Annotated in this window: 20 protein-coding genes and 3 pseudogenes; 8 read left to right on the top strand and 15 right to left on the bottom strand. The window is 57.6% G+C overall.

Annotated features, from left to right (window positions below; genetic code table 11):
- Positions 1–228 precede the first annotated feature (228 nt).
- Both MMW58_RS11085 and MMW58_RS30300 read right to left on the bottom strand, forming a co-directional pair.
- On the bottom strand, positions 229–894 hold the full coding sequence (locus MMW58_RS11085; RefSeq protein ID WP_045859203.1) for a tellurite resistance TerB family protein: 666 nt from the start codon (positions 892–894) through the stop codon (positions 229–231).
- A 249-nt stretch (positions 895–1,143) separates the two neighbouring features.
- Positions 1,144–1,380: pseudogene (locus MMW58_RS30300) on the bottom strand (YebG family protein); the annotation flags it as partial.
- Between the two features lie 138 nt (positions 1,381–1,518).
- Here MMW58_RS30300 and purT point away from each other — a divergent pair.
- Entirely contained in the window at positions 1,519–2,697 is a 1,179-nt protein-coding gene (purT, locus tag MMW58_RS11075) for a formate-dependent phosphoribosylglycinamide formyltransferase (RefSeq protein WP_241723360.1), read from the top strand.
- A gap of 50 nt (positions 2,698–2,747) precedes the next feature.
- Here purT and MMW58_RS11070 read toward each other — a convergent pair whose 3' ends face one another.
- The 4 genes and pseudogenes from MMW58_RS11070 to MMW58_RS11055 form a co-directional block, all read right to left on the bottom strand.
- Positions 2,748–3,389, bottom strand: a complete 642-nt coding sequence (locus tag MMW58_RS11070; protein WP_041146225.1) for a bifunctional 4-hydroxy-2-oxoglutarate aldolase/2-dehydro-3-deoxy-phosphogluconate aldolase — start codon at positions 3,387–3,389, stop codon at positions 2,748–2,750.
- 39 nt (positions 3,390–3,428) lie between these two features.
- Positions 3,429–5,240, bottom strand: a complete 1,812-nt coding sequence (gene edd, locus MMW58_RS11065) for a phosphogluconate dehydratase (protein WP_241723359.1) — start codon at positions 5,238–5,240, stop codon at positions 3,429–3,431.
- Between the two features lie 220 nt (positions 5,241–5,460).
- The gene (zwf, locus tag MMW58_RS11060; RefSeq protein WP_041146227.1) at positions 5,461–6,936 is read right to left on the bottom strand and encodes a glucose-6-phosphate dehydrogenase; all 1,476 of its coding nucleotides are present in this window, start codon (positions 6,934–6,936) and stop codon (positions 5,461–5,463) included.
- A 10-nt stretch (positions 6,937–6,946) separates the two neighbouring features.
- Positions 6,947–7,096 (bottom strand): annotated as a pseudogene (locus MMW58_RS11055) (formate--tetrahydrofolate ligase).
- Between the two features lie 159 nt (positions 7,097–7,255).
- Here MMW58_RS11055 and MMW58_RS11050 point away from each other — a divergent pair.
- Positions 7,256–8,160 (top strand): annotated as a pseudogene (locus MMW58_RS11050) (MurR/RpiR family transcriptional regulator).
- A gap of 125 nt (positions 8,161–8,285) precedes the next feature.
- On the top strand, positions 8,286–9,728 hold the full coding sequence (pyk, locus tag MMW58_RS11045; protein WP_133598523.1) for a pyruvate kinase: 1,443 nt from the start codon (positions 8,286–8,288) through the stop codon (positions 9,726–9,728).
- A gap of 101 nt (positions 9,729–9,829) precedes the next feature.
- On the opposite strand, the gene MMW58_RS11040 is transcribed toward pyk, so the two are convergent.
- Complete coding sequence (locus MMW58_RS11040; RefSeq protein WP_045859214.1) at positions 9,830–11,164, bottom strand: 2-hydroxycarboxylate transporter family protein; 1,335 nt, start codon at positions 11,162–11,164, stop codon at positions 9,830–9,832.
- 420 nt (positions 11,165–11,584) lie between these two features.
- On the opposite strand from MMW58_RS11040, the gene MMW58_RS11035 reads away from it, so the two are divergent.
- The 3 genes from MMW58_RS11035 (at position 11,585) to dcuR (ending at position 15,092) form a co-directional block, all read left to right on the top strand.
- A complete protein-coding gene (locus MMW58_RS11035) occupies positions 11,585–12,532 on the top strand; it encodes an AEC family transporter (protein WP_159235706.1) in 948 nt (315 codons plus the stop codon).
- Between the two features lie 85 nt (positions 12,533–12,617).
- Positions 12,618–14,303: an NAD-dependent malic enzyme gene (locus MMW58_RS11030; RefSeq protein ID WP_241723357.1), complete on the top strand. Its 1,686-nt coding sequence runs from the start codon at positions 12,618–12,620 to the stop codon at positions 14,301–14,303.
- 69 nt (positions 14,304–14,372) lie between these two features.
- Positions 14,373–15,092, top strand: coding sequence for a two-component system response regulator DcuR (gene dcuR / locus MMW58_RS11025; RefSeq protein WP_241723356.1), 720 nt, complete (start codon positions 14,373–14,375; stop codon positions 15,090–15,092).
- A 51-nt stretch (positions 15,093–15,143) separates the two neighbouring features.
- Here the strand turns inward: dcuR and lpxM are convergent, their stop codons facing one another.
- The 3 genes from lpxM to znuA all read right to left on the bottom strand — a co-directional run bounded on the left by lpxM (position 15,144) and on the right by znuA (position 18,526).
- Positions 15,144–16,118 (bottom strand): lauroyl-Kdo(2)-lipid IV(A) myristoyltransferase, encoded by a 975-nt coding sequence (lpxM, locus tag MMW58_RS11020; RefSeq protein WP_133598531.1) that lies wholly within the window; start codon positions 16,116–16,118, stop codon positions 15,144–15,146.
- Positions 16,119–16,246: 128 nt separating this feature from the next.
- Positions 16,247–17,566 (bottom strand): murein DD-endopeptidase MepM, encoded by a 1,320-nt coding sequence (gene mepM / locus MMW58_RS11015; RefSeq protein WP_133598533.1) that lies wholly within the window; start codon positions 17,564–17,566, stop codon positions 16,247–16,249.
- A gap of 15 nt (positions 17,567–17,581) precedes the next feature.
- Positions 17,582–18,526 carry a zinc ABC transporter substrate-binding protein ZnuA gene (znuA, locus tag MMW58_RS11010; RefSeq protein ID WP_159235703.1) on the bottom strand — a complete coding sequence of 315 codons (945 nt, stop codon included), beginning with the start codon at positions 18,524–18,526 and terminating at the stop codon, positions 17,582–17,584.
- 78 nt (positions 18,527–18,604) lie between these two features.
- Here znuA and znuC point away from each other — a divergent pair, with 78 nt between their 5' ends.
- Together znuC and znuB are read left to right on the top strand one after the other, a co-directional pair.
- Complete coding sequence (gene znuC, locus MMW58_RS11005; protein ID WP_041146236.1) at positions 18,605–19,357, top strand: zinc ABC transporter ATP-binding protein ZnuC; 753 nt, start codon at positions 18,605–18,607, stop codon at positions 19,355–19,357.
- Entirely contained in the window at positions 19,357–20,142 is a 786-nt protein-coding gene (znuB, locus tag MMW58_RS11000; RefSeq protein ID WP_133598537.1) for a zinc ABC transporter permease subunit ZnuB, read from the top strand. The genes znuC and znuB overlap by 1 nt, the downstream gene beginning before the upstream one ends.
- A 55-nt stretch (positions 20,143–20,197) precedes the next feature.
- On the opposite strand, the gene ruvB is transcribed toward znuB, so the two are convergent.
- The 5 genes from ruvB to nudB all read right to left on the bottom strand — a co-directional run bounded on the left by ruvB (position 20,198) and on the right by nudB (position 23,830).
- Positions 20,198–21,208, bottom strand: coding sequence for a Holliday junction branch migration DNA helicase RuvB (ruvB, locus tag MMW58_RS10995; RefSeq protein ID WP_095101672.1), 1,011 nt, complete (start codon positions 21,206–21,208; stop codon positions 20,198–20,200).
- 8 nt (positions 21,209–21,216) lie between these two features.
- Entirely contained in the window at positions 21,217–21,828 is a 612-nt protein-coding gene (gene ruvA / locus MMW58_RS10990; RefSeq protein WP_095101670.1) for a Holliday junction branch migration protein RuvA, read from the bottom strand.
- An 80-nt stretch (positions 21,829–21,908) separates the two neighbouring features.
- Positions 21,909–22,430, bottom strand: a complete 522-nt coding sequence (gene ruvC / locus MMW58_RS10985; protein ID WP_041146240.1) for a crossover junction endodeoxyribonuclease RuvC — start codon at positions 22,428–22,430, stop codon at positions 21,909–21,911.
- A gap of 154 nt (positions 22,431–22,584) precedes the next feature.
- A complete protein-coding gene (locus MMW58_RS10980; RefSeq protein ID WP_045859232.1) occupies positions 22,585–23,325 on the bottom strand; it encodes a YebC/PmpR family DNA-binding transcriptional regulator in 741 nt (246 codons plus the stop codon).
- A 61-nt stretch (positions 23,326–23,386) separates the two neighbouring features.
- Positions 23,387–23,830: a dihydroneopterin triphosphate diphosphatase gene (gene nudB, locus MMW58_RS10975; protein WP_045859234.1), complete on the bottom strand. Its 444-nt coding sequence runs from the start codon at positions 23,828–23,830 to the stop codon at positions 23,387–23,389.

Below are 23,830 nucleotides of genomic sequence, written 5' to 3'. Positions count from 1 at the left end.
GCGCACAACGTTAATCGACGCGCGTCCGGACGGCAAGACAAGAAATCTTCCCGGCATCAATCGCTCTGTCCGGGGGGTTGAAAACGGCCACGGCGCTGTGACGCCCGGCCGCGGGTGAGATAGTGCCGGAGAGAGGGTCATCCCCGGCCTGCGCGACGTCAGGCTAAGAGATGACTTGTATATAAAGGGTGGCAAAAGTCGCCGGCGATGCAAGCGGAACGTGATGATTTAAGAGGAAAGAGCCTGCTTTTGTGCCTGAATATCCTGTTCGATCTCAGCGCGCACCTCCGCAGGGATCTTCAGCGCTTCGCCCAGGGCGTTGAGGTAGCTGCGCTCCATAAAGTGGTCAATATCAATCACCGCACAGCTCAGATAGTAGACCTCGAGCGCGTCCTGCTCGCTGCTGATGCCCTGCGCCAGCCGCTGCGGATCGAGGGGCTGGGTTAGCGCGCGATCGATAAGCACCCGTCCCTGTACGTCGATATTGGCCGCACGCAGCTGCTCTTCGATGCTCGCCCGTTCATTTTCATCAATATGGCCGTCGCTTTTGGCCGCAAAAACCAGCGCCTGGATCAGCCGCTCGCTGCGGGCATCAGGCTCAGGTGACGCCGGAACCTGCCCGGCCGGCTCCGGCTGCGGCGAAGCGGCGCGCATCTTCTGCTGATACTTGTTCCACAGCACACTTCCTGCCACCGCGCCGCCGCCAACCAGCAGCGCGCTGGTGCCGTATTTCGCCAGCAGCTTACGCGACGACTTACTGGCGACCAGCAGTCCCGCCAGGCCGCCCAGCGCGCCGGGCAGCAGCAGATTTTTACCGCCAGAGCGATCGTCAGATGAAGAAGATTGACCCTGCTGACCCAGCAGAGACTGAAGTTGGTTAAGCCAGTTAGCCATGATTTCCTCGTTGCACAATAGGCGATGACATCAGCCTAAACGACGCGATGTCAGGAAATGTTATCCATGGCTAAAGATGCGCAAATTCCGGGTGGCTCAGGCCGCTTTCGCCTTGCGCGGTTTGGGCGCCGCTTTTTCCGCCGCGCCATCATCCGCGCCGTCGTCCGCTCCGGCGCTGATGGCGTCATCGCTGGCGTCAGACGACGCCTGCTCTTCGTCATCCCCCTGCCCGGCGGCGTGCTCTTCCGCTTCGGGGAGTTTTCCGGACTTCATAATGTGATGTAAGGTGTCTTTGCGCTCCGCCAGCCACATCGCCATCTCATCACGCTGGGCTTCATCAAGCGTCAGCGGGCAGTCTACCAGCCAGTCGTTAAGGACCTCGGCAAGATCGAGCATTTTGTCGTAAGCATCGGCCTCTTTTTTGCTGGTAAAAGACATTTTTTCCTCACCTTCGCGAATCACCACATATTTGATTTCAACCGCCATTGTGCAGCCCCTTTTTTATACTGTGTTTATATACAGTATAGCAAATTTAGGGCCAGGACTCAACTCACGCGCATAAAGACAGACGCAAACGTTTTCGTTTATACTACGGCGCATGTTTTTTTACTGCGGAAGAGAGTCATGACTGTATTAGGCACAGCGCTGCGCCCTGCGGCGACGCGAGTTATGCTGTTAGGTTCCGGCGAGCTGGGTAAGGAAGTCGCCATCGAGTGTCAACGTCTGGGCATTGAGACCATCGCCGTCGATCGCTACCCTGACGCGCCGGCCATGCAGGTCGCGCACCGTTCGCATGTCGTCAACATGCTGCACGGCGATGCCCTGCGCGCCTTAATTGAACAAGAAAAACCCGACTTTATCGTGCCGGAAATTGAAGCCATCGCCACCGATACCCTGGTTGAACTGGAGCAGTGCGGGCAAAAAGTCGTTCCCACCGCGCGCGCCGCAAAGCTGACCATGAACCGCGAAGGCATTCGCCGCCTGGCCGCTGAAGAGCTGCAGCTTCCAACCTCGGCCTATCGTTTTGCCGACAGTGAAGCCGCCTTTCGCGACGCGGTAAGCGAAATTGGCCTGCCGTGTATCGTCAAGCCGGTGATGAGCTCCTCTGGCAAAGGACAAAGCTTTATCCGCCGCCGCGAACAGCTGGCCGACGCGTGGCTTTATGCCCAGCAGGGCGGCCGCGCCGGCGCCGGTCGCGTTATTGTCGAAGGCGTGGTGAACTTCGATTTTGAAATCACCCTGCTCACCGTCAGCGCGGTCGACGGCGTGCACTTCTGCGCCCCGGTCGGCCACCGTCAGGAAGATGGCGACTATCGCGAATCCTGGCAACCTCAGCAGATGAGCGAGCTGGCGCTGGCCCGCGCGCAGGAAATTGCCCGCAACGTGGTGCTGGCGCTCGGCGGTTACGGCCTGTTCGGCGTCGAGCTGTTCGTGTGCGGCGATGAGGTGATTTTTAGCGAAGTCTCGCCGCGTCCGCACGATACCGGAATGGTTACGCTCATTTCGCAGGATCTGTCGGAGTTCGCCCTGCACGTCCGCGCCTTCCTCGGCCTGCCGGTGGGGGCGATTCGCCAGTATGGCCCGGCGGCTTCGGCGGTGATTCTGCCGCAGCTCACCAGTCAAAACGTCACCTTCGGCAACCTTCAGGCCGCGGTCGGCGCGGGCCTGCAGGTGCGCCTGTTCGGTAAGCCAGAAATTGACGGTTCCCGTCGTCTGGGCGTCACGCTGGCGGTAGCGGAGAGCGTCGATGAGGCGGTGGCGCGGGCCAAAGCTGCGGCGTCAGCGGTGGTGGTTGAGGGATAAAAAAACCCGGTAGCGTTGCCGCTTACCGGGTCAGAACTGAGGCGCGGAAATTACTTCGCGCCTTCTACCGCTTCACGAGCCAGAGTGGTGATACGGTCGTAATCGCCTGCTTCCAGCGCATCCGCCGGTACCAGCCATGAACCGCCGATACACAGAACGCTGTTCAGCGCCAGGTAGTCGCGGTAGTTAGCCGGAGAGATCCCGCCGGTCGGGCAGAAACGAATGTGGGCGAACGGACCGCCAATTGCCTGCAGCGCCTTCACGCCGCCGTTGGCTTCAGCCGGGAAGAATTTAAACTCTTTCAGGCCGTACTGCATGCCCAGCATCAGCTCGGATACGGTGCTGATGCCCGGGATCAGCGGAATCGTCCCTTCTTCAGTCGCCGCCTTGAGCAGAGAATCGGTCAGGCCCGGGCTGATAGCAAACTGTGCTCCCGCCTCGGTCACTTCTTTCAGCTGAGCCGCGTTAGTTACGGTACCGGCGCCGACAATCGCGTCCGGGACTTCTTTAGCGATAGCGCGGATGGCATCCAGCGCGCATTCGGTGCGCAGGGTCACTTCCAGTACGCGTACGCCGCCTGCAACCAGCGCTTTTGCCATCGGCACGGCGTGTTCCAGCTTTTTCACCACGATCACCGGGACAACCGGGCCGGAGGTGAGGATTGCTTCTGCAGTTGTTTTCCAGTTTTTCATCAGAGTTTCTCTCTCGCCAGATCTACAAATTGTATGGTCTTAAAAAGTGATGCAGGTTGCGCCCTGTTCGGCTCCGGAGAGTTTCTCACGCAGCGCAGAGAACATTTCACGACCGGTCCCGACTCGCGAACCGCTCAGGTCAGGAATATGCGGCTGCCGCGCGGCCAGTTCGGCATCGTCCACCAGCAGCGTCAGCTCGCCGGTCTGGCCGTTGACGCGAACGATATCGCCATCGCGGACCTTCGCCAGCAGCCCGCCGTCGTAGGCTTCAGGCGTGACGTGGATGGCTGACGGAACTTTGCCTGATGCGCCAGAGAGTCGCCCATCGGTGACTAGCGCTATTTTGAAACGGCGGTCCAATAATACACCAAGTGGCGGCATAAGTTTATGTAATTCTGGCATGCCGTTCGCTTTTGGCCCCTGATGGCGAACCACCACCACGCAATCTTTGTCCAGCATCCCGGCTTCAAAAGCGGGCAGCACGTCGTGCTGGCTCTCAAAAATAACCGCCGGCGCTTCGATAACCTGGTTTTCCACCGGCACCGCCGAGGTTTTCATCACCGCACGGCCGAGGTTGCCGCTCAGGACTTTGGTGCCGCCGTGGCGAGAAAACGGCTTGTCGAAGGTTGCGATAACCTGATCGTCGAGCGGCGCGCTTGCCCCTTCACGCCAGTCCAGTTCGCCGTTGTTCAGCCATGGCTCCATGGTGTAATGCGACAGCCCAAAGCCGGCTACGGTGTTGACATCTTCGTGCAGCAGCCCGCCTTTCAGCAGTTCGCGGATCAGCACCGGCACGCCGCCTGCTGCCTGGAAGTGGTTGATATCCGCCGGACCGTTCGGATAGAGGCGCGCCAGCAGCGGCACCACGTCCGACAGTTCGGAGAAGTCATCCCAGTTGATGATGATGCCCGCGGCGCGCGCCATGGCTACCAGGTGCATCGTATGGTTGGTTGAGCCGCCGGTCGCCAGCAGCGCCACGATGCCGTTAACCACCACTTTCTCGTCGAACATTTTGCCCAGCGGCATCCACTCGTTGCCGTTGCCGGTCAGGCGGGTGACCTGACGCGCGGCGGCGACGGTCAGCGCTTCGCGCAGTTCAGCATCCGGATGCACGAACGAAGAGCCCGGGAGCTGCATGCCCATAAACTCCACCACCATCTGGTTGGTGTTAGCCGTGCCGTAGAACGTACAGGTGCCCGGCGCGTGGTAAGAGGCGGCTTCCGACTCCAGCAGCGCCATTCGATCGACCTTACCTTCAGCGTACAGCTGGCGAATACGCACCTTCTCTTTATTCGCCAGACCGCTGGCCATCGGGCCAGACGGAATGAATACGGACGGCAGATGGCCAAAGGAGAGCGCGGCCATCGTCAGGCCGGGGACGATTTTATCGCAGACGCCAAGATACAGCGCGCCGTCGAACATATTGTGCGACAGGCCGATGGCCGCAGACATAGCAATTACTTCGCGGCTCAGCAGCGAGAGCTCCATCCCGTCCTGCCCCTGGGTGACCCCGTCGCACATCGCCGGCACGCCGCCGGCAACCTGACCAACCGCGTTCACCGAATGCAGCGCCTTGCGGATGATATTGGGATAGGACTCGTAGGGCTGATGCGCGGACAGCATGTCGTTATAGGAGGTGATGATGGCAATATTGTTACGCAGCATGCTCTTCAGCGAGGCTTTATCATCCGACTGACAGGCCGCAAAACCGTGGGCCAGATTACCGCACGCCAGCTGGGCGCGATGGACGGTATCCGTTTTGGCCTGGTTAATCCGTGCGAGGTAGGCAGCACGGGTATCGCGCGACCGTTCGATAATGCGATTTGTTACCCGTAACATTGTCGAATTCATAAAGGCTCCTAAAAATTTATCTGTCCGGCTGCGGCATTTTTACGATATCAGAAGATGTAAAAGGCACCAATGCTGCAGCTCAGAGGCAAAATGTCTGCCCGCAGTGTAATAAAAAAAGCTCCGGGGGTGAATCCTCCCGGAGCTTAAAAGATTAAAAATTATGCGGCTTTCTGCGCCAGATCATGTTACCGGTAAAATAACTCCTCCGGATAACGAGCGCTTACTCGAATTCGTTCCATGAACGCCCGTCGCGGGTGATCATCGCCACCGAGGCAACCGGTCCCCAGGTCCCCGCCTGATAAGGCTTCGGCGCATCGCGGTCGGCGGCCCAGGCTTCGGTAATGGAGTCAACCCACTTCCACGCCTCTTCAACCTCATCCCGGCGCACGAACAGCGCCTGGATCCCACGCATGGTTTCCAGCAGCAGACGCTCGTAGGCGTCGGCGAGGTGCGTTTGATTGAAGGTTTCCGAGTAGCTCAGGTCCAGCTTGGTGATCTGCAGATTATGCTTGTGGTCAAGGCCCGGTACTTTGTTAAGCACCTGGATATCGACGCCTTCATCCGGCTGCAGGCGAATGGTCAGCTTGTTCTGCGGCAGCTCCTGCCAGTTCTCTTTGAACAGGTTCAGCTCCGGCGTCTTGAAGTAAACCACGACTTCAGAGCATTTGGTCGGCAGACGTTTACCGGTTCGCAGGTAGAACGGCACGCCGGCCCAGCGCCAGTTGTCGATATCAACGCGGATCGCCACGAAGGTTTCGGTATTGCTGGATTTGTTCGCGCCCTCTTCTTCAAGGTAGCCAGGCACTTTTTTACCCTGCGCAAAGCCCGCGGTGTACTGGCCGCGTACCGTTTTCTCACGCACGTTGGCGCGATCGATACGACGCAGCGACTTCAGGACCTTAACTTTCTCATCGCGGATGCTATCTGCGCTGAGGTCCGACGGCGGGGACATGGCGATCATGCACAGGATCTGCAGCAGGTGGTTCTGGATCATGTCGCGCATCTGCCCGGCCTGATCGAAGTAGCCCCAGCGTCCTTCAATACCCACCTCTTCCGCTACGGTGATCTCCACATGGTCGATGGTGCGGCAGTCCCAGTTGTTAACGAACAGGGAGTTGGCGAAGCGCAGCGCCAGCAGGTTGAGGACCGTTTCTTTACCGAGATAGTGGTCGATACGGTAAACCTGGCACTCTTCAAAGAATTCGCCGACCTGGTCGTTGATCTCGCGGGAGGTATCGAGAGAGGTTCCCAGCGGTTTTTCCATCACCACGCGCGCCGGCTTAGCGTTCAGCTTCGCTTCGCCAAGGCCTTTGCAGATGGCGCCAAAGGTGCTTGGCGGCATGGCAAAGTAGTTGATGGTGACGCGATTTTTCTGGTCGAGCATTTTGCCCAGACGGGTAAAAGCTTTGGTGTCGTTAACATCAAGGTTGCAGAACTCCAGGCGCCCGCTCAGGGTATCCCACAGCGCTTCATCAATCTTTTCCTTCATGAAGGTTTCCAGCGCTTCACGAACTACCTTGGTGTAAGCATCTTTATCCCAGTCAGCGCGTCCCACCCCGATGATGCGGGTATCCGGGTTGATCTGGCCAGCCTTCTCAAGCTGATACAGGGAAGGCAACAATTTACGACGCGCCAGGTCACCCTTCGCGCCGAAAATGACCAGATCGCATGCCTGGGCCGTTTGCGTTACCGCCATGTCATTCTCCTCAGTTGATAGTCTGGTGCTTATGCCAGGCTATAATTTGTAATTTTCTTACACTGCACTGTACTGTGTTTACGATTTTCCCGAAAGCCTCGGCCCCCTTTCCAGGCGCTAAACCGCACGAGGAGAAAACTTCAGGCGACAATTTGGGCAGACGGCTAATATTGTTCGTTGTTTCGACCGGTTATCAGTTAATAAAATACGACTCTGATCATGTAATGAAAAAAAACAACATTTTTTTAGGTCATTCCTCCCCGCTGACGATTGCGGAGGGGTATATTCTTGCTAAAACGCCTGATGATTTCACCCATTAATGAAATCGCTTCCATTGATGAGCGCCTTGTTACCATGAATATGCTGGAAAAAATTCAGTCCCGGCTGGAACACCTTAGCAAATCCGAACGCAAAGTGGCCGAGGTCATTCTTGCGGAGCCCGCGCAGGCCATCCACTCAAGCATTGCCGCGCTCGCCCTGGAAGCCGGCGTCAGCGAACCCACCGTCAACCGCTTTTGCCGCAGCCTTGAAACCCGCGGCTTCCCTGATTTTAAACTGCATCTGGCGCAAAGTCTGGCGCACGGCACCCTCTATGTTAACCGCAATGTCGATGAAGACGACAGCGTAGAGTCTTACACCGGAAAAATTTTCGAGTCCGCGATGGCCAGTTTAGATCAGGTCCACCATTCTCTCGATATGTCCGCGGTTAATCGTGCCGTCGATCTTTTAACCCAGGCGAAAAAAATCGCCTTCTTCGGCCTCGGCTCCTCGGCCGCCGTGGCCCATGACGCGATGAATAAATTTTTTCGCTTCAACGTGCCGGTAATCTACTCCGATGACATTGTCCTGCAACGCATGAGCTGTATGAACTGCAATGATGATGACGTGGTGGTGATAATCTCCCACACCGGCAGAACGAAAAGTCAGGTTGAGCTGGCGCAGCTGGCCCGTGAAAACGATGCCATGGTTATCGCGATCACCTCGGCGGGAACGCCGCTGGCGCGCGAAGCAACGCTCTCCATTACGCTTGATGTTCCCGAAGATACCGATATTTATATGCCGATGGTCTCGCGCCTCGCCCAGCTGACCCTCATCGACGTGCTGGCTACCGGCTTTACCCTGCGCCGCGGCGCAAAATTCAGAGATAACTTGAAGAGGGTCAAGGAAGCGTTGAAAGAATCGCGTTTTGATAAAGAACTGCCCGTACACAGCGACAACCCATAAAACCAGATAATAAGTAGTGACCCATTACACCTTCGGTTACGTTTCAGCATAGCAACTTTACCGGCTGGCACGACCGATTCCATGTTCACGCAACACCAAAGTTGTTTTAGTCAACGGAGTATTACATGTCCAGAAGGCTTCGCAGAACCAAAATCGTTACCACCTTAGGCCCGGCAACCGACCGCGACAACAACCTGGAAAAGGTTATCGCTGCAGGCGCTAACGTCGTACGCATGAACTTCTCTCACGGTACCCCGGAAGATCATCAGATTCGCGCGGATAAAGTCCGCGTGATCGCGGCCAGACTGGGCCGCCACGTGGCAATCCTCGGCGATCTGCAGGGGCCGAAAATTCGCGTTTCGACCTTCAAAGAAGGCAAAATTTTCCTCAATGTCGGCGATAAATTCCTGCTGGACGCCGAGCTTGGCAAAGGCGAAGGCGACAAAGAAAAAGTCGGTATTGACTATAAAGGGCTGCCGGCGGACGTCGTGCCTGGCGATATCCTGCTGCTTGACGATGGCCGCGTTCAGCTGAAAGTGCTGGAAGTTCAGGGCCTGAAGGTGTTCACCGAAGTCACCGTCGGCGGACCGCTGTCCAACAACAAGGGCATCAACAAGCTGGGCGGCGGCCTCTCCGCCGAAGCGCTGACCGAAAAAGACAAAGCCGATATCATCACCGCGGCAAAAATTGGCGTTGACTATCTGGCCGTCTCCTTCCCGCGCTGCGGGGAAGATCTGAACTACGCTCGCCGCCTGGCGCGTGAAGCGGGCTGCGACGCGAAGATCGTGGCTAAAGTGGAACGTGCGGAAGCCGTTTGCGATCAGGACGCGATGGACGACGTTATTCTCGCCTCCGACGTCGTGATGGTCGCCCGTGGCGATCTGGGCGTCGAGATCGGCGATCCGGAGCTGGTGGGTATTCAGAAGGCCCTGATCCGCCGCGCCCGTCAGCTGAATCGCTCGGTCATCACCGCCACCCAGATGATGGAGTCGATGATCACCAACCCGATGCCGACTCGTGCAGAAGTCATGGACGTAGCCAACGCCGTGCTGGACGGCACCGATGCGGTGATGCTTTCGGCTGAAACCGCAGCCGGCCAGTATCCGTCGGAAACCGTTGCCGCCATGGCCCGCGTCTGCCTCGGCGCGGAAAAAATCCCGAGCCTCAACGTCTCCAAACACCGTCTGGACATTCAGTTCGACAACGTGGAGGAAGCGATCGCCATGTCGGCGATGTATGCTGCGAACCACCTGAAAGGTGTAACCGCTATCATCACCATGACCGAATCCGGCCGCACCGCGCTGATGACCTCGCGCATCAGCTCCGGCCTGCCGATTTTTGCCCTCTCTCGCCACGAGCGCACCCTCAACCTGACCGCGCTGTACCGCGGCGTGACGCCGGTTTATTTTGACAGCACCAACGATGGCGTTGCCGCCGCTCACGATGCGGTAAACCTGCTGCGTGATAAAGGCTATCTGGTCTCCGGCGACCTTGTTATCGTCACCCAGGGCGACGTCATGAGCACTATCGGTAGCACCAACACCACGCGGATCCTGACCGTCGAATAAGCCATCGCGCAACGGACCCCGCGTACCACCTACCTGCCGACGTAAAATCGGCAGGTATTTTTTTATCCCGGCTGTGCGCGGGCGCTCGCCGGGCAAAGGCATCACACCACCCAGTTCATCAGCAGCGTGGCGGCAATCACCGTCGACGCCCCGCCGATACGGGTCGCAATCTGTGCAAACGGCATCAGCGACATTCGGTTAGAGGCCGACAGGATCGCGACGTCTCCGGTCCCGCCAAGGCCGCTATGGCAGCTGGTGACGATCGCCGCTTCCACGGGGTACATATTGAGGCGCGATGCAATCAAGAACCCGCTCAGGGCCATGGCGATAACGATCGACCCGCACACCACCACGTAGCCGACGGAGAATACCGCCACCACGCTTTCCAGCGGCACGTACAGCATCCCAAGCCCGATCATCAGCGGCCATACCAGCGCCGCAGAGACAAATTTGTAGCAGCTGTAGGCACCCACCTCCATCGCCGCCGGGATCGCTTTGGTATATTTACAAATGACGGCGGCGAGGATCATCAGCACCGGGCCGGGAATATGCACCAGCTTCTCCAACAGCCCGCCGACGATGAAAAAGGCGCAAATCATCAGCAGCCCGCCGCCCATCAGCTGAAAGTCGGTTTGCTGCGGGCCCTGAGCCTGAGTGAAGACGCTGTTATCCTCACGGCTGCGGATCAGCATCCCGCTCCCGGACAGCTCCGGGCGACGAACGCCCAGTCTCGCCAGTACTCCGGCGCAAATAATCGCAAAGATGTTGCCGACGACCGCCGCCGGAGCCAGCTGCGCAACGTAGACGTCGGGGGTTTGCCCAAGGATCGCCGAATAGGCCAGCGAAAGCGGGAGAATGCCCTCGCCGATCCCTCCGCCGATGATCGGCACGATGATAAAGAAAAAGGTGTGGTACAGGCTGTAGCCAAACAGCGTCCCCACCAGCAGGCCGGTGAGGATAGCGGCAAATGTCCCGACAACCAGCGGGACAAACATTCTGACCATCCCCTGAATCAGGATCACCCGATTCATCCCCAGGATGCTACCCACCACCAGACAGGCAATAACGAAATAAAGCAGATTGGCTTCTTTCATCAGCAGATGCACCGTCGCTAGCGTGTGCGGGGCAAACATTTCAAAGTAGACCAGCGCCGAGGGCACCATCAGGCACAGTATCGCCGGGCCACCGATATCCTTCAGTACCGGGACCATGCGGCCGATTTTGGCAAACGCAAAGCCCAGGGTCATAATCACCGCCAGGCCGCCGATCATATTTTTGGGCAATACGCTGGCGTAGGCGGCAACGGCCACAACGATCGCAATACCGACAAACAGCACCAGCGGAACGGATCCCACTTCTGCACTCCCCAGCATTCTGAGCGCGGGGCGCGCAGGCAGTGAATTATCAACAGGATGATTTAGTGAATTATTTTCCATCTTGCACCTTATTTTTTATAAATAGCCAGGTAGGGGCATAAATAACAATAATGTTATTCAACCAGAGTAAAATCGAGAATAAAATAGTACATCGAGCACATTGAACCTGAAAAAAAGTAGCACAGCCGTCAGGCATAAAAAAGCCATGCGCCATTTCTAATGATGCTTTTGTGATTGACCTTGAATCTCAACGTTAAGTAATTTAAGTCGGCCTTTTGTAATTAAAATTATCGCGGCGCGTATTTTTAACCGCCCTCAATGAAAACATCAGGTTACCTTCCCGCCTATATTTGTAAGTAAAGTCCTCGGCGTAAAAGTATTTAAACAAAACAGACTGTGATTTCTATCACCCTGCGGCGCACGAGGGATTGTTAGATTTAAAAAACAGTAGCCGCAGACCATACTTTATCAGGATACCCTATGCCCTCACTATTATTAGAATCACTGTTCCCGCTGGTATTTATCATGCTGCTCGGATGGATCAGCGGCAAGCTCGGCTATACCCGCCGAGAGGATGCCACGGTTTTAGCGACCGTGGTTATTCGCTTCGCTCTGCCCTTTCATCTCTTTATTGGCGCCTTAAACACCAACCCCGATAAAATTAAAAACTTTACCTTTATGGCGGTGCTGGTTATTGGCTTGATGGGCTCTTATTTTCTGACCCTGCTGCTTTCACGCTACGTGTTCCGCCACGATATCAAGACCAGCGCGATCCAGTCCCTGGTCTGCTCGTTCCCCGACATGGCCTATTTTGGCGCGCCGGTGCTGGCGGTACTTATCGGGCCGGAAGGCTTCCTTGGCGTGCTGATCGGCAATCTCATCACCAGCGTGTTTATGATCCCGCTGACGATTATCCTTATTCGCCTCGGCGATAAAAACGCCGCGGCGCAGGAGCCGCAGCTGAATCCCGCGATGCTGGTATGGCAAAACCTGATGAAGGCGGTCAGAAATCCGATTGTCTGGATCCCGATATTAGGCGTCCTGTTAAGCCTTGCCGGAATAAAGCTGCCGCACCTCCTGAGCGCCCCGATTGAAATGGTCGGTAAAATTGCCGGCGGCCTCTCCCTGTTTGCCCTCGGCCTGCTGTTTTACGGTGAACGCCCGGCGTTAAATCGTCAGGTATTTACCAATATCGGAATTAAAAACCTGATTCAACCGGGAATGATGGCGGCGGCCGGGCTGGCGCTGGGTCTGAGCCATAGCCTAATGCAGCAGGTTATTATTATCGGCGCCACCCCATCCGCAATTGCCGCCGGAATGTTTGCCCTGCGCAGCGATACCTATATTGAATCAGCATCCTCATCGATTTTAATCGGCACCGCTCTCGGCGTGGTGACGGAGGGCATAATGATCTATTTAATTTCCTAAATTATGCCCGGCGGTCTCCGCGCTATTAATTAGCTATAAATTTTTGATCGGTATTCTTTGCATAATACATATTCAGGAGTAACCCATGTTAAACCAGGAAACTATTTACACTCCCTATAACGGCTCCGTCTTACTGGAAAACCCGTTACTAAGTAAAGGGCTGGCATTTACCGACGGCGAACGCGACGCCTTTGGCCTGCACGGTTTTCTGCCGCAAAAGGTGGAAACGATTGAGGAGCAAACGGCAAGAGCCTGGGAACAGTTTTGTCAGTTTAAACGCGATATTTCACGCCACGTCTATCTGCGCAATATTCAGGATACTAACGAGACCTTGTTTTATAACGTTCTGCGCACGCATATGACCGATACCCTGCCTATCGTCTATACCCCGACGGTCGGCGAGGCCTGTGAACACTTTTCGGAAATTTATCGCCGCGCCAGGGGCCTGTTTATTTCATGGCCGGACCGCCACCAAATTGATGAGATGCTGCAAAGCTTCTCGCGCAACGATATCCGGGTCATCGTGGTCACCGACGGCGAGCGCATTCTCGGCCTCGGCGACCAGGGCGTTGGCGGAATGGGCATCCCGATTGGCAAACTCTCGCTCTATACCGCCTGCGGCGGTATTCATCCGGCCTCTACCCTGCCAATCATGCTCGACGTTGGCACCAACAACGCGCAGCTGATCGACAATCCGCTCTATATGGGCTGGCGCCACCCGCGCATCGACGACGACAGCTACCTCGAGTTTATGGATATGTTTATTGAAGCGGTGAAGCGCCGCTGGCCTGACGTGCTGCTGCAGTTCGAAGATTTTGCCCAAAAGAACGCCACCCGCCTCCTGCAGCGCTATCGCGATCGGCTGTGCTGCTTCAACGATGATATTCAGGGTACTGCCGCCGTGACGACGGGTACCCTCATCGCTGCCGCCCAGGCGGCCGGCAGCCGCTTATGCGATCAGCGCGTGGTCTTCTTAGGCAGCGGCTCCGCGGGCTGCGGTATCGCGGAAAAGATCGTGGCGATGATGGTCGATGAGGGGCTGTCCGAGCACGAGGCCCGCGGCCGGGTGTTTATGGTCGATCGCTGCGGCCTGCTGACGGACGCGATCCCCGAGCTGCTCGATTTCCAGCAAAAGCTGGTCACCTCCCGACACAGCATTGCCCACTGGGACGTCGGCACCGGCCCCGTCTCGCTGCTCGACGTTGTGCGCAATGCGCATCCGACCGTGCTGATCGGCGTTTCAGGGCAGCCCGGTCTGTTCAGCGAAGAGATTGTCAAAGAGATGCACCGGTACTGCGCCCGCCCGATTATCATGCCGCTCTCGAACCCAACCTCTCGCGCCGAGGCCCAGCCAGCGGATCTGATCGCCTGGACGGAAGGAGCCGCGCTGGTCGCCACCGGCAGCCCCTTTGCCCCGGTGGTTTACGCGGGTAAAACCTACGATATTGCCCAATGTAATAACGCCTATATCTTCCCCGGCCTCGGGCTCGGCGTGCTGGCCGGCAAGGTCGAGCGGATAACGGAAAAGATGCTCACCGCCGCAAGCCGCACCCTGGCCGCTCACTCCCCGCTGGCAGTGGCGGAAAGCGGCGGGCTGCTGCCGCCGGTGGCGGAGATCGAAACGATATCGCGCGCCATTGCCCTGGCTATCGCGAAGGTCGCCCAGCAGGAGGGCGTGGCGCCGCAGCTCAGCGAAGAGCAGCTGCTTGCCCGCATCGAACAAACCTACTGGCAGGCGCGCTACACCGCCTATAAACGCTCATCGTTCTGAAAAGACGGGTCCGGCTGGTAATATGATATCCGGGAGGCAGATAGCCTCCCGGCCTTAAGAGAGGCCTGCGTGATAAATGTCCTTATTATCGATGACGATCCGATGGTCGCTGAGCTAAACCGCCTGTTTCTCAGCCGGCTTAGCGGCTTTTGCTGCTGCGGTATCGCCCCGACCCTCGGCGAAGCGCAGCGCATCATCAGCGAACGGCCGCAGGGCATTGACCTGATCCTGCTCGATGTTTACATGCATAAGGAAAACGGGCTGGACCTGCTGCCGGCGCTGCGCCGGTCGGCGCACGATATTGACGTCATCATGATCACCTCCGCCGCCGACGCGCTCACCGTGCAGAGCGCAATGCGCTACGGGGTGGTGGATTACCTCATCAAGCCCTTCCAGTTCTCCCGCTTTGAAGAGGCGCTGATCGCCTGGAGCCACAAGCGTAGCCAGCGCCACGCCGTGCCCTGTTACCAGCAGTCGGACATTGACGACCTGCTCAATCACGCTTCGCGGCAGCGCGCGGAGAGCCGTCGCCTGCCAAAAGGGTTGACCGCCGAAACGCTGCGCACGGTGTGCCGCTGGATAGGCGCTCATCCTGAGGCCGAATTTTCAACCAACGAGCTGGCGGCGCAGCTGGATATTTCCCGGGTATCCTGCCGCAAGTATCTGCTCTGGCTGGCGCAGATCGATATTCTGCACACCAGCAACCACTACGGCGCCACGGGGAGGCCGGAGTACCGCTATCGGCTGATTGCGGAGCATGACTCACTGCTTAAACAATTTAGCCACTGACGCGTCGGCGTACAGTGGCTAAATAATCGTTACCTTGAGCGACAGGCGGCGCTATTTCTTCTTCGGAAAGAGCTCTTTGCGCTTATAGGGTTCGATTTCTCCGGGTTTGCGGGTTTTCAGCAGCTTGAGGATCCAGGTGTACTGCTCGCTATGCGGCTTGACGAAAATTTCCACCTCTTCGTTCATCCGCCGGGCAATCGTATTGTCATCGGCCTCCAGCAGGTCGTCCATCGGCGGGCGTACCAGCACCGTCAGACGATGGGTTTTACCATCATAGACCGGGAACAGCGGAACCACCCGCGCCCGACAGACCTTCATCAGGCGGCCGATCGCCGGCAGCGTGGCTTTATAGGTGGCAAAGAAATCTACGAACTCGCTGTGCTCGGCGCCGTGATCCTGATCGGGCAGATAGTAGCCCCAATAGCCCTGACGCACCGACTGGATAAACGGCTTGATGCCGTCATTACGCGCGTGCATGCGCCCGCCAAAGCGGCGGCGGACGGTATTCCACACGTAATCAAATACCGGATTGCCCTGATTATGGAACATCGCCGCCATTTTTTGTCCGCCGGACGCCATCAGCATAGCCGGGATATCCACGCCCCAGGCGTGCGGCACCAGGAAGATCACCTTTTCGTTATTGCGCTGCATCTCGTCGATGATCTCTTTTCCCTGCCAGTCGACGCGGGAAAGAATGCGCTGCGGATCGCGCAGGCCCAGCTCTGCCATCATGACCATCGCCTGAGGCGCAGAGGCGTACATCTCATCAATAATCGCTTCGCGCTCCTGCTCGCTCTTTTCCGGGAAACAGTACAGCAGGTTTATCTGCGCGCGGCGGCGCGAGCTTTTGGCCAGCCTGCCAACAAAGCGCCCCAGCTTGCCGAGAATCGGATCGCGGAACGACGGGGGCGTCAGCGCAATCCCCGCAAAAGCAATAACGCCCAGCCACGCGCCCCAGTAGCGCGGGAGTAAAAAGGATTTCTCAAATTTTGGAATAAACTCAATATTATTTTTTTTCGTTTCCATGCCCGATCCGCAAAAATGGTGCTGAATAAAGATAAGGAGATACTTAAGGCTATAGTTTAGCGACACGTTGGGGAAGGTACAAAAGAAAAAGCCGGCGCGCGCTGGCACCGGCTTTTATTAACAGCGCGTTAGTCGAATCGCAGCTGCGGCATCACTTCTTTCACCTGCGCCAGATAATCCGTGCGGTCGGAACCGCTCAGCCCTTCCGTACGCGGCAGCTTCGCCGTCAGCGGGTTTACCGCCTGCTGGTTAATCCATACTTCATAATGCAGATGCGGCCCGGTAGAGCGGCCGGTGTTACCCGACAGCGCAATACGGTCACCGCGCTTCACCTTCTGCCCGGGTTTCACCAGCAGCTTACGCAGGTGCATATAGCGGGTGGTGTAGGTACGGCCGTGGCGCACGGCAACATAGTACCCCGCCGCGCCGCTGCGCTTGGCCACCACCACCTCGCCGTCACCGACGGAAAGTACCGGCGTGCCCTGCGGCATCGCGAAGTCTACGCCGCGGTGTGGCGCGACGCGCCCGGTCACCGGATTGAGGCGACGCGGGTTAAAGTTTGACGACACGCGGAACTGGCGCGCGGTTGGGAAGCGCATAAAGCCCTTCGCCAGGCCGGTACCGTTGCGATCGTAGAACTTGCCGTCTTCGGCACGGATGGCGTAGTAATCCTTGCCGTCTGAACGTAAACGCACGCCCAGCAGCTGGCTCTGCTCCCGCTTGCCGTTAAGCATTTCGCGCGACATCAGCACCGAGAACTCGTCGCCCTTTTTCAGCTTGCGGAAGTCCATCTGCCACTGCATGGCTTTAATAACCGCGCTGACTTCGGTACTGGTGAGGCCCGCGTTACGCGCGCTGGAGACGAAGCTGGCGCCAACGGTACCTTTCAGCACGTTGTTGACCCAGTCCCCTTCCTGCAGCTCGCTGCTCATCTTGAAGCCGTTACCCACGCGATTATAGGTGCGGGTTTCGCGACGGGACATTTCCCAGGTCAGGCTTTGCAGATCGCCATCCGCCGTCAGGGTCCATGAGAGCTGCTGGCCAATCTTGAGGTTGCGCAGCTCTTTATCAGCGGTCGATAAAAGGGAGATATCGCCCATTTCGATACCGTACTGATTGAGGATGCTGCTGAGCGTATCGCCGGTTGATACGACGTACTCATGGCCGCCTGAATCGCCGTCGGCCTTATCGTCCAGCTCGTCCTGAGGGATAGCTTCTTCCTCCTGCGCGGCCTGATCGATAGGTTCAGAGGCTTCCGGCAGCAGGGAACGGATTTCGCTTTTTTCCAGCTCAATCGTTCTGACGATAGGGGCTGATTCGTGGTGGTAGATGTACGGTCGCCAGACGGCGACCGCTAAGGTTAGAACGCTCAACGACCCCAGCATTACGCGGTGAGGTCGTGGCAAATTGTTAAATGCCTGAGTGACAGCGCGGGCTATCTGTTGCACGTATTCACTTCCTCGTTAATCTCCTTTCAGGCAGCTCGAATACTGGTTCGCCAGCTGATTCAGGAACTGCGGGTAACTATCTTTACCCAGCTTAATTCCTGTACCCAGCGGATCGAGGGTTCCCATGCGCACGGAGGTACCTCTGGCGACAGCTTCTATAACGGCTGGCCTGAACTGTGGCTCAGCAAAAACGCAGGTCGCTTTTTGCTCAACCAGCTGTGTTCTGATTTCGTGTAAACGCTGCGCACCAGGCTGAATTTCAGGGTTGACGGTGAAATGACCAAGCGATGTCAGACCGTAGTGTTTTTCAAAGTAGCCGTAGGCGTCATGAAAAACGAAATACCCTTTTCCTTGCAGCGGTGCCAGCTCGTGACTCACCTGTTTATCGGTCGAGGCTAATTTTGCCTCAAACTCCTTCAGGTTAGCGTCAAGTTTGGCTCGACTCTGCGGCATAAGTTCCAATAATTTATCGTGGATTGCAACCGCCGAAAGCCGCGCTATCTCTGGGGATAACCACAGATGCATGTTGTATTCGCCGTGATGGTGATCGTCGTCACTTTTTCCACCTGCAGCGTGATCGTGGCCGTCGTGGTCATCGTCATCATCCGCGCCTTTCATGAGCAGCGGTTTCACACCGTCAAGCTGGGCGATCGTCACCTTTTTGTTTGGCGCAATGCTTTGCGTTGACTTATCCATAAAGGCTTCCATCTCAGGGCCAATCCACACCACTAAGTCTGCGTTCTGTAAGCGTTTTGCATCTGAAGGGCGCAGAGAATAGTCGTGCTCGGAGGCGCCATCTGGCAGCAGCACCTGGGTGTCGGTGACCCCGTCAGCGATAGCGGAAGCGATAAAGCCAAGAGGTTTCATTGAGGCAACCACGGCGGCATTCGCCGCGGAGGTCTGGGTGAACAAAAAAACGGCGCTAAGTCCAGCGCAAAGAAGCGTATTTTTATGTAACATAATGCGTCTGATCGTCGTAATGAATGAGAAAGATGTGATATTATAACATTCACTAGCTTGTGCAACCCTTAATTTGACATGACAAATCTTGTAACTTTGCAAAACGTCTCGGTGGCCTTCGGCCAGCGGCGCGTGCTGTCTGACATTTCGCTCACGCTTAAGCCAGGCAAAATTTTGACCTTACTCGGGCCGAACGGCGCCGGTAAATCCACGCTTGTACGGGTCGTTCTCGGGCTGGTAGCACCAACTGACGGTGTTATCAAACGAGAGGGAAAGCTGCGCATTGGCTATGTCCCACAAAAATTACACCTTGATGCCACGATGCCGCTCACCGTCAGCCGCTTTTTGCGCCTGCGTCCGCAGACGCGTAAGCAGGATATTCTGCCGGCGCTGAAGCGTGTCCAGGCCGGACATCTTATCGATGCCCCGATGCAGAAACTCTCCGGAGGCGAAACGCAGCGCGTGCTGCTCGCGCGGGCGCTGCTAAATCAGCCGCAGCTGCTGGTGCTTGATGAGCCGACGCAGGGCGTCGACGTCAACGGCCAGGTAGCGCTGTATGACCTGATCAACCAGCTGCGCCAGGAGCTTAACTGCTCGGTGCTGATGGTCTCCCACGACCTGCACCTGGTGATGGCGAAAACCGATGAAGTTCTGTGCCTGAATCAGCATATCTGCTGCTCCGGCACGCCGGAAGTGGTCTCGATGCACCCGCAGTTTATCTCAATGTTCGGCCAGCGCGGCGCGGAACAGCTGGGTATTTATCGTCACCATCATAATCACCGCCACGACCTGCAGGGGCGGATTGTACTGCGTCGGGGAAATGACCGCTGATGATTGAACTACTGTTACCCGGCTGGCTGGCCGGGGTGATGCTCGCCTGCGCCGCCGGCCCGCTGGGCTCGTTTGTCGTCTGGCGCCGGATGTCCTATTTTGGCGATACCCTCGCCCACGCCTCGCTGCTCGGCGTCGCTTTTGGCCTGCTGCTCAACGTCAACCCCTTCTACGCCGTTATCGCTATCACGCTGCTGCTGGCGGGGGGGCTGGTATGGCTGGAGAAGCGCCCTCACCTCGCCATCGATACGCTACTGGGGATTATGGCCCACAGCGCGCTGTCGCTGGGTCTGGTGGTGGTCAGCCTGATGTCGAACGTCCGCGTCGACCTGATGGCCTACCTGTTTGGCGATCTGCTGGCGGTGACGCCGGAGGATCTGATCTCAATTGCCATTGGCGTGGCGATCGTGCTGACCATTTTGCTCTGGCAGTGGCGCAACCTGCTGTCAATGACGATCAGTCCCGACCTGGCGTTCGTTGACGGCGTGAAGCTGCAGCGGGTGAAGCTGCTGCTGATGCTGGTCACTGCCCTGACTATCGGCGTGGCGATGAAGTTTGTCGGGGCGCTGATCATCACCTCGCTGCTGATCATCCCCGCCGCCACGGCGCGCCGTTTTGCACGAACGCCGGAGCAGATGGCGGCTATCGCCGTTGGCATCGGGGCGATCGCGGTCACCGGAGGATTGACCTTCTCGGCGTTCTACGACACGCCGGCCGGCCCGTCGGTGGTGCTGTGCGCTGCGGTGCTGTTTATCTTCAGCATGATGAAGAAAGCGGCCGCCTGAGCACTCTTCTTCCGGTAGCGCTGCGCCGGGCAGCGCTACCGGCTGAGGCGCCCGGCTAGGGCATTTCCGGCGGCTTGATGCCGAAGTGGTTCCAGGCGCGAACCGTTGCCATGCGTCCCCGCGGCGTTCGCTGCAGGAAGCCCTGCTGGATAAGATACGGTTCCAGCACGTCTTCAATGGTTTCGCGCTCTTCGCCAATGGCCGCCGCCAGGTTATCCAGGCCGACCGGACCACCGAAGAATTTATCGATCACCGCCAGCAGCAGCTTGCGGTCCATATAGTCAAAGCCTTCGGCATCAACGTTAAGCATATCCAACGCCTGAGCGGCGATGTCGAGGGAGATGCTGCCGTCGTGACGCACCTCCGCGAAGTCGCGCACCCGCCGCAGCAGGCGGTTGGCTATACGCGGGGTGCCCCGCGCGCGACGCGCCACTTCCAGCGCGCCCTCTTCGCTCATCTCCAGCCCCATATAGCGGGCGCTGCGGCTCACAATATGCTGCAGATCGGCAATCTGATAAAACTCCAGCCGCTGGACGATGCCGAAGCGGTCGCGCAGCGGCGAGGTTAACGAACCGGCCCGCGTGGTCGCGCCAATCAGGGTGAACGGCGGCAGGTCGATTTTTATCGAACGCGCCGCGGGACCTTCCCCAATCATGATATCCAGCTGATAGTCCTCCATCGCCGGATAGAGCACCTCTTCCACCACCGGCGAAAGGCGGTGAATCTCATCGATAAACAGCACGTCGTGGGGTTCGAGGTTGGTCAACATCGCCGCCAGGTCACCCGCTTTCTCCAGCACCGGCCCGGAGGTGGTGCGCAGGTTGACGCCCATCTCATTGGCGACGATGTTGGCCAGCGTGGTTTTCCCCAGCCCCGGAGGGCCAAAGATCAGCAGATGATCGAGCGCGTCTCCGCGCAGCTTAGCCGCCTGGATAAAGATCTCCATTTGCGACCGCACCTGCGGCTGGCCCACGTACTCTGCCAGTAATTTAGGGCGGATTGCGCGATCGACCGTCTCTTCAAACCCGGTGCTGTCTGCCGATACCAGCCTGTCTGCTTCAATCATCCCCTACCTCACAACGCGGCGCGCAGCGCTTCGCGGATTAGCGTTTCACTGTTGGCATCCGGACGCGCGATTTTACTCACCATTCGGCTGGCCTCCTGAGGTTTATAGCCCAGCGCCACCAGGGCGGCAACCGCTTCCTGTTCGGCGTCGTCATCGGACGGGCCGGCCGGCGAGGTCAGCACCAGATCCGCCGCCGGAGTAAACAGGTCGCCGTGCAGCCCTTTGAAACGATCTTTCATTTCAACGATCAGGCGATCGGCGGTTTTCTTGCCAATTCCTGGCAGCTTAACCAGCGCCGCGGCCTCTTCGCGCTCGACGGCGTTAACGAACTGCTGCGCCGACATGCCGGAAAGGATCGCCAGCGCCAGCTTCGGCCCTACGCCGTTGGTCTTAACCAGCTCGCGGAACAGCGTACGCTCCTGTTTGTTATTAAAACCAAACAGCAGCTGCGCGTCTTCGCGAACCACAAAATGGGTAAATACGACCGCCTCTTTGCCCACTTCCGGCAGTTCGTAAAAGCAGGTCATAGGCATATGCACTTCATAGCCAACGCCTCCCGTTTCCAGTAATACCAGCGGGGGTTGTTTTTCGAGAACGATGCCTCTGAGTCTGCCTATCACATGCTGCTCCTGCGTTAAGGGCTAAAGTATCTGCCGGTATCATAAAAAAAGGCTGGATAAATATCCAGCCTGATTTGACGTTATCGCAAGCGTCCGCGCGCCAGGTTTAGCCGACTATCGCCTATCTGCGTCGCGTTCTGACTCACGTGGCAGTGAGTAATCGCAATGGCCAACGCATCCGCCGCATCCGCCTGCGGGTTAGCCGCCAGCTTCAGCAGGGTGCGCACCATATGCTGCACCTGGCTTTTTTCCGCGCTGCCGATGCCGACCACGGTTTGCTTGACCTGCCTCGCGGCGTACTCAAAGACCGGCAGATCCTGATTGGTCGCCGCGACGATAGCCACCCCGCGCGCCTGCCCCAGCTTCAGCGCCGAGTCGGCGTTTTTCGCCATAAACACCTGTTCAATCGCGAAATAGTCCGGCTGGAACTGGGTGATAATTTCCGTCACTCCCGCGTAGATCAGCTTCAGGCGCGACGGCAGATCGTCCACCTTAGTGCGAATGCATCCGCTGCCAAGATAGCTTAACTGCCGCCCGACCTGGCGGATAACGCCATAGCCGGTAATGCGCGAACCCGGGTCAATACCGAGAATAATAGCCATCACGCATCTCCGGTAATAACGAATCCCTGAGACCCTAAATATTTCAGTTCACAGCCAGACGACCACTCAGCGCATCCCCGGAAGCGTAGATTCACTACGTAACCGGGGTAAGCGAGGAGAGCCAACGCAGCTGTGGGCTGAAGGATTACGGGAATCACAGCGTTGCGGCGACCTCATCAGAGATCTCGCCGTTATGATAAACTTCCTGCACGTCGTCGCAATCTTCCAGCATATCGATCAGACGCAGCAGCTTCGGCGCGGTCTCCGCATCCATATCGGCTTTCGTCGACGGGATCATTGAGACTTCGGCCGCGTCAGCTTTCAGGCCAGCCGCTTCCAGCGCGTCGCGTACGGCGCCCATATCTTCCCACGCGGTGTAGACGTCAATCGCGCCGTCGTCATAGGTCACAACGTCTTCCGCACCCGCTTCCAGAGCCGCTTCCATAATCACGTCTTCGTCGCCAGCTTCAAAGGAGATCACCCCTTTTTTGCTGAACAGATAGGCCACCGAGCCGTCGGTGCCGAGGTTACCGCCGGTTTTGGTGAAGGCGTGACGCACTTCGGCAACGGTACGGTTGCGGTTGTCGCTCAGGCACTCAACCATCACCGCCGTGCCGCCAGGGCCGTAGCCTTCATAAATGATGGTTTCCATGTTCGCGTCATCATCGCCGCCTACGCCACGGGCGATAGCGCGGTTCAGGGTATCGCGGGTCATGTTGTTGGACAGCGCTTTATCGATTGCTGCGCGCAGACGCGGGTTAGAAGCCGCATCGCCGCCGCCTAAACGCGCGGCGGTGACCAGTTCGCGAATGATTTTAGTGAAGATCTTACCGCGTTTGGCATCCTGTGCCGCTTTGCGGTGCTTGGTGTTGGCCCACTTACTATGACCTGCCATAAAAAACTCTCCAAAAATGCCGTTTTCCCGAAGCCTTCTGACCAGCAGGAGGCGGGGAATATTAGTTGGCGTTAATTACAAATTCTTCAATCGCCTGCCGGTTACTCCACGACTTGGTCAACGCGGCGGCTTCCGTCGCGGCGACCCAGCGGTAATCCAGATGTTCGGTAAACACAATCTGGCGTTCATGAGGGAGCGCAAGGCGGAACCAAAATTCCGTATTGCGCTCAACGCCCGGCGCATAGCGATGACGTAAATGAGAAAAAATCTCGAACTCCACCGTACGCTGACAGTCAATTAAGGCCAGATGCTCATCGGCAACATCTATTGCGACCTCTTCCTTTACTTCGCGCGCGGCGGCTTGCAGCGCGGTTTCCCCCGCTTCCAGGCTGCCGGTTACCGACTGCCAGAAAGCGGAATCATCGCGCCGCTGCAGCATCAGCACCCGCTTTGTATCTTCGGCATAAATCACCACCAGTACAGAAACGGGGAGCTTGAATGACAT

The organism is Klebsiella sp. HC6 (assembly GCF_022605325.1).
GTDB classification, from domain to species: domain Bacteria; phylum Pseudomonadota; class Gammaproteobacteria; order Enterobacterales; family Enterobacteriaceae; genus Klebsiella; species Klebsiella terrigena.
This window is presented reverse-complemented; position numbering and strand designations above follow the sequence as displayed.